The 9,091-nt window shown below is 68.1% G+C and carries 11 protein-coding genes and 1 riboswitch; of the genes, 8 read left to right on the top strand and 3 right to left on the bottom strand.

All coding sequences use genetic code 11. The annotated features are described in order from the left end of the window. A partial coding sequence (locus DYI24_RS14820) for a GIY-YIG nuclease family protein (protein ID WP_502706345.1) occupies nucleotides 1-492 on the top strand: 492 nt, incomplete at its 5' end. Here the strand turns inward: DYI24_RS14820 and cutA are convergent. Further along, nucleotides 470-793 (bottom strand): divalent-cation tolerance protein CutA, encoded by a 324-nt coding sequence (gene cutA, locus DYI24_RS14825; RefSeq protein ID WP_164572829.1) that lies wholly within the window; start codon nucleotides 791-793, stop codon nucleotides 470-472. The genes DYI24_RS14820 and cutA overlap by 23 nt on opposite strands. Nucleotides 794-892: 99 nt before the next feature. On the opposite strand from cutA, the gene DYI24_RS14830 reads away from it, so the two are divergent. The 3 genes from DYI24_RS14830 to DYI24_RS14840 all read left to right on the top strand — a co-directional run bounded on the left by DYI24_RS14830 (nucleotide 893) and on the right by DYI24_RS14840 (nucleotide 2,374). After that, nucleotides 893-1,108 (top strand): FmdB family zinc ribbon protein, encoded by a 216-nt coding sequence (locus tag DYI24_RS14830; RefSeq protein ID WP_107342894.1) that lies wholly within the window; start codon nucleotides 893-895, stop codon nucleotides 1,106-1,108. A 106-nt stretch (nucleotides 1,109-1,214) separates the two neighbouring features. Continuing rightward, on the top strand, nucleotides 1,215-1,715 hold the full coding sequence (locus tag DYI24_RS14835; RefSeq protein WP_164572830.1) for a hypothetical protein: 501 nt from the start codon (nucleotides 1,215-1,217) through the stop codon (nucleotides 1,713-1,715). A 170-nt stretch (nucleotides 1,716-1,885) separates the two neighbouring features. Then, nucleotides 1,886-2,374, top strand: a complete 489-nt coding sequence (locus tag DYI24_RS14840; protein ID WP_164572831.1) for a YbhB/YbcL family Raf kinase inhibitor-like protein — start codon at nucleotides 1,886-1,888, stop codon at nucleotides 2,372-2,374. 526 nt (nucleotides 2,375-2,900) lie between these two features. Here DYI24_RS14840 and bluB read toward each other — a convergent pair. Both bluB and cobT read right to left on the bottom strand, forming a co-directional pair. Then, nucleotides 2,901-3,602 carry a 5,6-dimethylbenzimidazole synthase gene (gene bluB / locus DYI24_RS14845; protein ID WP_164572832.1) on the bottom strand — a complete coding sequence of 234 codons (702 nt, stop codon included), beginning with the start codon at nucleotides 3,600-3,602 and terminating at the stop codon, nucleotides 2,901-2,903. Then, a complete protein-coding gene (cobT, locus tag DYI24_RS14850; RefSeq protein ID WP_164572833.1) occupies nucleotides 3,599-4,654 on the bottom strand; it encodes a nicotinate-nucleotide--dimethylbenzimidazole phosphoribosyltransferase in 1,056 nt (351 codons plus the stop codon). The genes bluB and cobT overlap by 4 nt, the downstream gene beginning before the upstream one ends. A 96-nt stretch (nucleotides 4,655-4,750) precedes the next feature. Next, nucleotides 4,751-4,948: riboswitch (cobalamin riboswitch) on the top strand. A gap of 107 nt (nucleotides 4,949-5,055) precedes the next feature. Here cobT and DYI24_RS14855 point away from each other — a divergent pair. The 4 genes from DYI24_RS14855 to DYI24_RS14870 all read left to right on the top strand — a co-directional run. Then, nucleotides 5,056-5,487 carry a DUF1636 domain-containing protein gene (locus DYI24_RS14855; RefSeq protein ID WP_164572834.1) on the top strand — a complete coding sequence of 144 codons (432 nt, stop codon included), beginning with the start codon at nucleotides 5,056-5,058 and terminating at the stop codon, nucleotides 5,485-5,487. After that, nucleotides 5,484-6,014, top strand: coding sequence for a bifunctional adenosylcobinamide kinase/adenosylcobinamide-phosphate guanylyltransferase (gene cobU, locus DYI24_RS14860; RefSeq protein WP_164572835.1), 531 nt, complete (start codon nucleotides 5,484-5,486; stop codon nucleotides 6,012-6,014). The genes DYI24_RS14855 and cobU overlap by 4 nt, the downstream gene beginning before the upstream one ends. A gap of 3 nt (nucleotides 6,015-6,017) precedes the next feature. Next, the gene (cobW, locus tag DYI24_RS14865) at nucleotides 6,018-7,022 is read left to right on the top strand and encodes a cobalamin biosynthesis protein CobW (protein ID WP_164572836.1); all 1,005 of its coding nucleotides are present in this window, start codon (nucleotides 6,018-6,020) and stop codon (nucleotides 7,020-7,022) included. Nucleotides 7,023-7,153: 131 nt separating this feature from the next. Next, a partial coding sequence (locus DYI24_RS14870; RefSeq protein ID WP_205523528.1) for a cobaltochelatase subunit CobN occupies nucleotides 7,154-9,091 on the top strand: 1,938 nt, incomplete at its 3' end.

Genomic DNA, 9,091 nt, shown 5'->3' on the forward strand with positions numbered 1-9,091 from the left:
CACAAAGACCCGATGACCAGTGTGTCGCTCCCCGCCTGTCCGGCTGGCCCCGGCGCCTATGTGGTGGCGATCGCAGTCGCGGCGCCGCTCACGGTGCGGCTCGTCGGCGGCGGCCTGTCGGCGCGGCTTCGGCCTGGGCGTTATCTGTATTGCGGTTCGGCCTATGGTCCGGGTGGACTGCAGGCCCGGCTGGCGCGGCATTTTCGCAAGGACAAATCGATCCGTTGGCATGTCGATCAATTGACCACGGCCGGCGAGGTCAAAGGCGCCTGGGCCGTCACGCTCGGCAATGAATGCGAACTGGTGGAACGGCTTGGATTTCTTCCGGTGCCGATCGATGGATTCGGCGCGACAGACTGCACGCACTGCCGTAGTCATCTGCTGCGCTGGCCGTCGCGCGTACCTGCTCGCACCATTCGCGCTGCGCTGGCCGCGGGCGGCGAACCGCCGGTGTGGCTGCGGGTGAGCCCTACGCGCCGGTCTCGCGCCTGATCCAGCCGAGATACTTCTCCGCGCCGGCGGTGACCGGGAGCTGGATGATCTCCGGGGTATCGTAGGAGTGCAGCGAGGTGATCAGGTCGCGCAAGGCGGCGAACTTCGTCGGCAGGGTCTTGAACAGCAGCAGTTGCTCGGCGTCGCTGGTGATCTTGCCGTCCCACCAATAATGGCTGGTGATGGCCTGGATTTGGACGCAGGCGGCGAGCCGGGCTTCGAGTGTTGCGACTGCCACGCGTTCCGCTTCCTCCTTGTTCGGCGCCGTCACCATCACCACGCAGGCCTCGCCCTGATCCATCGCGTCGCTCCTTGGCTTCGATTTGATCCGACGCGTTGCAGGCCGCGCCGGTTGTTTGCTAGGCGCAAGTGGTTCCCAGTCAGCTTCGGAAGGTCCGTCATGCCGATTTACGGCTTCGTCTGCAACAAATGCGGTCACCAGTTCGAGACGCTGCTGTTCTCCGGTGAATCCGCGGTGTGCCCGTCCTGCGAGAGCACCAGCCTCGAGCAGCAATTGTCGCTGATCGCCAAGCCCGCCAAGGGCGGGCCGGAGGCTCCGATGTGCGACGGCAAGGGTGGCTGCGGCGGCTGCTGCATGCCGGACGTCTGCGCTTAGCCGTCCGGCGGCTCTCCACTCGGGACGCCGTGCCGGCCCGAAAGGAACGATCCTGCGCTTCAGGTCGTTTGCACGCCGACGAGCAACCCTCCGAGGCATGCCAGACATGACGCAGATCACCCGTACCTTCGACAGCGCCACACAGGCCAAGGCCGCAGTCGCCGAACTCAAGCAGCGCGGCTTCAACCAGGTCGAACTGGTCGAGGTGCCCGATCGCCGCGGTCCGAGCGGCGGCGGGGCCGTGGTTCGGGTCGAGCCGCCGTTCGGGTCGGCGCTCGTGGCCAGCGGCATTCTCGAACGGCACGGCGGCAAAGAGGCAGGTGCGACGAGCACGGCGGGCTCTGCGGCGCCGGCCCCCGCGCAGCCGGCGAAGACTGAAGCCCAGCCGGCCCCCGATCCTGCGGCGCAGGCGGTCAAGTCGGCGCCAGCGGCATCACCGGCGCGGCCGGCCCCGCCTCAGGCGCGGCGCGAGGAGCTCCGCAGCGGTCCGCGGACCGTGTCGGAATGGCTCGGGATTCCGCTGCTGATCAATTCCAACACCTTCTTCTCCGGTTTTCCGCTGCTGCTGAGGGCGTCCCGCAAGGCGCCGGCTACTAAGCCGGATTAATCGGCGGATTTGTCGCCGGCCTCGAGCCGCGCATGAGCTTCCGTCGCCCGTTTCGGCTTGCTAGCATCGCGTCGCCTCGCCGCCCGGCGGGGACCACGACATCAGCGACCCGATGACGTGCGCTGCGCGCCAGCCGGCGTGCGCGCCCGCATGCGGCAGGAGTGCAGGCCATGAAGCTCACCAGTCCCGACATCGCCGAAGGCGCAACGATCGCCCACGAGCAATTGTTCAACAGCTTCGGCTGCACCGGCGCCAACGTCTCGCCGGCGCTGAGCTGGAGCGACGCGCCCGCCGGCACCAAGAGCTTCGCGGTGACGATGTACGATCCCGATGCGCCGACCGGCAGCGGCTGGTGGCATTGGGTGGTGTTCAACATTCCGGCCACGACGACATCGCTGCCGAAGGGCGCGGGCGATATCGCGAAGGGTTTGATGCCCGAAGGCACGATCCAGGGCTTGACGGATTTCGGCGTGCCCGGTTACGGCGGCCCGTGCCCGCCGCCGGGCGACAAGCCGCACCGCTATCAGATCACGGTATTCGCGGTGGACGTCGAAAAGCTGCCGAACGCCGGCGCCACCGCGATGCCGGCGCTGGTCGGCTTCGATCTCAACTTCCACACCCTGGCGAAGAAGACGATCACCGGACTGTTCGGGCGTTAAGTCCGAGCAGATGCCATGCTGTTCGCTGCCGATGCCGGATTGCTCCGGTCATCAGCAACGACGGGATTGAAGCGTAAGGGCCAGGACGACCGAGACCGCGCCGTTGTCTTGAAGGCGCCGTGATCAGTTGCTGGCTTCTGAGCTTCGGCTCGATGAGCTCCGCGTAATCGCGGCGGCCGGTCCGCTCGAAAGGCAGGGAATCTGGCGCCATGATCCGTCGGGTGCGCGTTCGTAGGAGCTGCATCCCGACGTCGTCGCTGCGGCCTCGCCGGCGTTGCGTTGATCCTGCTGGCCGCGCGCCAGCGCCGGTGCGGCAGAGAGGCTCGACGCGACCAGCGCGCCGGCAAACAAAGCGGTCGTCCAAAGGTTGGTAGTTCGCATGTCCGGTCCTCCGTTATCGGAAACGCGGACGGAGTCCTGACGTGCGAATGTGACGATTTCTTGCAAATTGCGGCTCTCGCCGCGATCTTGCCTTAACGATCAACAAACAGCGCGGGCATTCAGTGCGCCCACGCACCGACGGAACTCAGCGCGACAGCACAATGCGGCCTGCGGTGGTGCGGTCCTGCCAGTGATGGCGCACCAGTTCCGGGTCGACGTGGTGTTCCACCGGCCAGCCGACGCACAGATAGGCGATGAACTTCCAGGTCGCCGGCACGTCGAGCTCGGTGGTGATCGCCTCTGGATCAAGGATCGATACCCAGCCGACTCCGAGGCCGAGCGTCCGCGCGGCGAGCCAGAACGTCTCGATCATCGCCACAACGGAGTAATCGAGCGCTTCCGGCATGGTCTGGCGCCCGACGCCGAGACCCTGCGCCGTCTCGCGGTCGCAGAACAGCGCGAACTGCCGCGGCGCGACGTCGATGCCTTCGAGCTTGAGTTTGGCGTACAGCGCCGCACGGTCGCCCTGATACGCGCTCGCCGCCACCTCATTGCAGCGCAGGAAGTTGGCGCGGATCCGCGCCCGCGTCTCGGCGGAGTCGATGCTGATCCAGCGCCACGGCTGGCTGTTGCCGACTGAGGGCGCCAGCTGGGCGAGGTCGAGCAGCTGATCGATCAGCTCGGGCGCGACCGGATCGGTCTTGAAGCGGCGGACGTCGCAGCGCCACGCGATCAGCTCGGCGAACTTCTCCCGAAACGCTTCGTCGAACACTGGCGGGTTGGCGTTGGCGGCTGCGATCTCGGCCGGATCGGTCATCGCCGCCATCTTGTTCAGCACCGTACTCACAGCTTGCCCGCCAGCACGTCGGCGAGATCGGCGACGTCGGTGAGTAGCCGCGAGGCGGCGCGCACCAGCGGCACGGCGAGGATCGCCCCGGTGCCTTCGCCGAGACGCAGCCGCAGATCGAGTAGCGGGGCGGCGTCCATTGCCTGCAGCGCGAGATCGTGGCCGCGCTCGGCTGAGCGATGGGCGAATATGCAATAGTCGCGAGCTTCCGGCGCCAGCCGCACCGCGACCAGCGCCGCGGCGGTAGCGATGAAGCCGTCGACGATCACCGGCCGGCGCTGCGAGGCGGCGCCCAGCACCGCGCCCGCCATCATGGCAATCTCCAACCCGCCGAATTCGGCCAGCGCCTCCAGCGGTGCGGTGGCGGGGCTGCGCATCGCCGCCTTTTCGATCGCCGCCTTCTTCTTGGCCATGCCGTCGGCATCCTGGCCGGCGCCGATCCCGATGCTCTGGTCGAGCGGTGCCGGGCCGAGGCGGTGCAGCAGCAGCGACGACGAGGCCGTGTTGCCGATCCCCATTTCGCCGAGCGCGATCACGTCCGCCCCCGCGGCGATCTCGGCCCGCGCCAGGTCGGCGCCGCGATCGAGCGCCTGGCACGCCTCCACGACGCTCATCGCCGGCTGACGCGCCGCGTTGGCGGTTCCCATCCGCACCTTGGCGTCGATCAGATCGGGATGCTTCGGCAGCTCGGCCGCGACACCGGCGTCGATCACCCGGACGTCGACGTGGTTGGCTGCTGCGAATGCGTTCGCGGTCGCCTTGCCGGCCAGATAGGTCATTACCATCGCCACCGTCACGGCGGACGGATATTGCGACACGCCTTCTTCGGTCAGGCCATGGTCGCCGGCGAACACCATCAGCACCGCGTTGTCGGCGCGCGGCGGCTGCGGATGCCGCATCAAGGCCAGTTCGATGGCGAGGTCTTCGATCCGCCCGAGCGAGCCGAGCGGCTTGGCCTTGCCGTCCACCCGCGCCCGCAAGGTTGCTTTCAGCGACGGGTCGACCGGGGTGATCGACGGCGGCTGCCAGGTGACGAGGGTTTCGGTCGGCATCGGATGGTCCTTTGGTTCGGCAAGGCGCGCAACTGAGGCAAACGCGCAAGCCCGGTCAACACCACCTTCGCGTTGTTGACCCGCAACAGCGTCGCAGCTAGCGTGCCGGACGATGGTCCTTCCGCAAGGAAGGTGAAAAGGGAAGCCGGTGGGAGGCGCGGTGCGTCTCGATCCCGGAGCTGCCCCCGCAACTGTAAGCGACGAGCCATCGCCGAGGCCACTGGGAATTCCTGGGAAGGCGGCGAATGGCGGCGACTCGCGAGCCAGGAGACCTGCCATCGCGTATTGTGCTTTGAAGGGTCGTCGGGGCGGGGTGCACCGGACGGAAGCAGTGCGGACGGCAAAGGCCTCTCCCGCGCGTTCCGACAAAGCTCGATAGCTGACGCGATGATTCGAGCCCGATGGATTCCGAGCCCCCTGCCGATCTGAGCGCCGATCTGCCGCGCGTGCTGCCTGGCGCGCCGGTGATGGTCAGCGTCTGCACCACCTGCAAGACGATCGACGGCGTCGCCGTCGGTGCGCCGATGCTGGAAGCCGTCCGCGACGCGCTGGCCGGCGCCGGCGGAGTGCAGGTACGCGCCGTGCAGTGCCTGTCCGCATGCAAACGCGCCGCCACCGTCGCAGTGTCGAGCGAAGGCGGCTACACCTTCGTGTTCGGCGATCTCGACGGTGCCGGCGGCGCCGACGCGGTGGCGGCGTTCGTCGCCTCCTATCAGGACAGTCACTACGGTCTGGTGCCGTGGCGGCAGCGCCCGGAAGTCTTGCGCAAAGGCACCGTCGTCCGCATGCCGCCGCCGCAATGGTCTCCCGACGATGGGCGGGCGCCGGCATGAGCGCGCTGATCTCCACGCTGGTGCTTGGCGGCGCGCGCTCCGGCAAATCGGTGTTCGGTGAACGGCTGGTCGCCGAGAGCGGCCTCGCCAGGATCTATCTCGCGACCGCCACCGCCAGCGACGACGAAATGTCCGATCGCATCGCGCACCATCGCATCCGCCGCGGCGAGGGCTGGACCACGATCGAGGAGCCGCTCGGCTTGGTCGATGCGCTGACCCAGCACGCCGGCCGCGGCCGCGCCGTACTGGTCGATTGCCTGACACTGTGGCTGTTCAACCTGATGGAAGCCGGCCGCGATCCCGAGGTCGAGGCGAGGCGGCTGGCGCGCTATCTCGGCGTCGCCGCCGGACCGATCGTGCTCGTCTCCAACGAAGTCGGCCTCGGCCTGGTGCCGGAGACGCCGCTCGGCCGCGCCTTCCGCGACGCGCAAGGCCGCCTCAATCAGACCATCGCTGCCGCGGTGCCCAACGTCGCCTTCATCGCCGCCGGCCTGCCGCTGTGGCTGAAACGCCAATCAGGAGAGTAGTTCATGACCGCCCGCGTTCCCGTTACGGTGCTCACCGGCTTTCTCGGCGCCGGCAAGACCACGCTGCTGCGCGCGCTGCTCAATCAGTCGAGCGGTCGCCGCATCGCAGTGATCGTCAATGAATTCGGCGATGCAGGTTTCGACGGCTCGCTGGTCGAGGATTGCGGCGCGTCGGTGTGCGCGCCGGGCGACATCGTCGAACTGACCAACGGCTGCATCTGCTGCACGGTCGCCGACGATTTCATCCCGACCATGGAAAAGCTGCTGAACCGCGACACGCCGCTCGACGCGATCGTGATCGAGACCTCCGGGCTGGCACTGCCGCAGCCGCTGCTGAAGGCGTTTGCCTGGCCGGCGGTGAAGACCCGCGCCACTGCCGACGGCGTCGTCACGGTGGTCGACGCGCTGGCGCTGAGCGAAGGGCGCGTGCCGCTCGACGACGACGCCGTGAAGGCGCAGCGTGACGCCACGCATGACGATCCGATCGAGGAAGTGTTCGAGGATCAGCTCGCCTGCGCCGATCTGGTGGTGCTGTCGAAGAGCGATCTGGTCGCGCCCGACCAGCTCGCCGCGCTCGAAGCCAAGCTGGCGAGCCGGGTACGTCCGAACGTCCGCATCGTCCGCTCGCATGGCATGCTGGCGCCGTCGGTGCTGATCGGGCTCGACGCCGAAGCGGAGAATGATCTTGCATCCCGCACCGGGCATCACGCGGAAGGCGAGGAGCACGATCACGACGATTTCGACTCGCTGGTGATCACCCCGCAGCCGGCAGAGTCGCTGGACGCCATGAAGGCGCGGGTCGGCGATGCGCTGGGGCTCCAGGGCGTGCTGCGCGTCAAGGGCCATGCCCGTGTCGCCGGCAAGCCTGCACCGGTCGTGGTGCAGGCGGTCGGCTCGCGCATCGATCTCGCCTTCGCCCGTCCCGATGCCGAGCGCCCCGACCATCTGGTGGTGATCGGCCTCAAAGGCTTCGACGCCGACGCCGCGCGGCGCGCGCTGGCGGGGTAGTTCATGACGCCTTCCGTCATTGCGAGCGAAGCGAAGCAATCCAGCTCAGTGCTCGGAGCTGGATTGCTTCGTCGCTTCGCTCCTCGCATTGACGGGGAAGGCGCGTTGCTGGTGCCACCAAGGCTCCTCGCATGCACCTGAAGCTCGACACCAGCGCCAGCATCGACGACGGCGACGTTGCGCGCGATCTCGGGCAGGCGACGGCTGATATCGTGGTGCTGTCGGCGGCCGACAGCGATCTGGCGGCGTTCGGTGCTGCGCGCGCCGGAATGCCGGACGACTATCCGACGCTCCAGCTCACCAATTTTCTGGCGCTCGGCCATCCGGCCTCGGTCGATCTTTATGTCGAGCGCACGTTGGCGAAAGCCAAGCTCGTCATCCTGCGGATGCTCGGTGGCGAGGCCTACTGGCCGCATGGCGTCGACAGCCTGCGGCGCGATGCGCTGGCGCGGGGCGCGCAGTTCGTCTGCATTCCGGGCGAGATGGAGTGGAATGCGGAACTCGCGGCGCGTAGCACCGCCGATCTCGACGATGCTCACGCGCTGTGGCGCTATTGCAGCGAGGGCGGCGCCGAGAACATCCGCTTGGCGCTGCGCTACGCCGCCTGGATGATCCTGCGCGACGATTGCCCGCCGCCGCCGCGGCCGATGCCAGCAGCGGGGTTCTGGCCAGCCGAGCCCCTGCCATCGCAGCGCCGCCGCGCGTTAGTGATCTTCTATCGCGCGCTGGCGGCGAGCGGCGATACCGCGGCGATCGCGGCGCTGCGTGACGCCCTGGCCGCGCGTGATTTCGATCCAACCTGCATCTTCGTGACCAGCCTGAAGGATGCGCGCTCGATCGCGTTCCTGCGCAGCGTGCTCGCCGCGACGCCGCCGGACGTCATCATCAACGCCACCGCGTTTGCGACCGCCACCGCCACGGACGACTCCGGCGTGCTGGCGTCGGCGGATTGCCCGATCCTGCAGGTGGCGCAGGCCGGGGTGACGCGCGAGCATTGGGAGCAATCCGGCCGGGGTCTCAATCCGCGCGACCTCGCCATGCATGTCGTGCTGCCGGAGGTCGACGGCCGTGTCTTCGCCGGAGCCGTGGCCTTCAAGCAGCGCGGCGGCGACGCTGAATTCGCCCCGACCGTGTATCTGCCGCTGCAGGACCGGATCGACGCAGTGGCGGATCTGGCGCAAGCCTGGGTGCGGCTGCGGCATCAGCCGCGCGACCAACGCCGCGTCGCCATCGTGCTCGCCAACTATCCGAATCGCGATGGCCGGCTCGGCAACGGCGTCGGCCTCGACACCCCACAATCGCTGCACGACCTACTGTTCACGCTGCGGACGGAAGGCTATCTCACCCGCGAGCTGCCGGCCGACACGGTGGCGCTGATGGAGCGGCTGCAGCGCGGCCCGACCAACGAACTAAAGGGCCGATCCGATCGGGACGGCGGCGTGAGCTGGCCGGTGGCGGACTACGCGGCGGCGTTCGCGGAGTTGCCGCAGGCGGTGCGGGACGCGGTGACAGAACGGTGGGGGGCGCCGGAGCAGGATCCGCATGTCGCGAATGAGGCATTCCGTCTCGGCCTGCATCGCTTCGGCAACATCCTGGTCGGCGTGCAGCCGGCACGTGGCTATGCCATCGATCCGAAATCGAGCTTCCACGATCCCGAGCTGCCGCCGCCGCATCATTATGTGGCGTTCTATCTGTGGCTGCGGCAGGCGTTCGGCGCCGATGCGGTGATCCACCTCGGCAAGCACGGCAACCTCGAATGGCTGCCGGGCAAGAGCGCCGGGCTGTCGCGCGACTGTTTCCCGACTGCGCTGCTCGGGCCGCTGCCGCATCTCTACCCGTTCATCGTCAACGATCCCGGCGAGGGTATCCAGGCCAAGCGGCGAAGCGCGGCGGTGATCGTCGATCATCTGACGCCGCCGATGACCCGCGCCGAGCTGCATGACGAGATGGCGCGGCTGGAAGCGCTGGTCGACGAATATGCGATGGCGGCCGATCTCGATCCGACCCGCGCGGACGCGATCGCGGAGGACATCATTTCGTTGGCACGGGCGACGCGGCTCGACGAAGAC

Origin of the sequence: Rhodopseudomonas sp. BR0C11, from assembly GCF_010820945.1 — a bacterium.
Lineage (GTDB): Bacteria > Pseudomonadota > Alphaproteobacteria > Rhizobiales > Xanthobacteraceae > Rhodopseudomonas > Rhodopseudomonas palustris_H.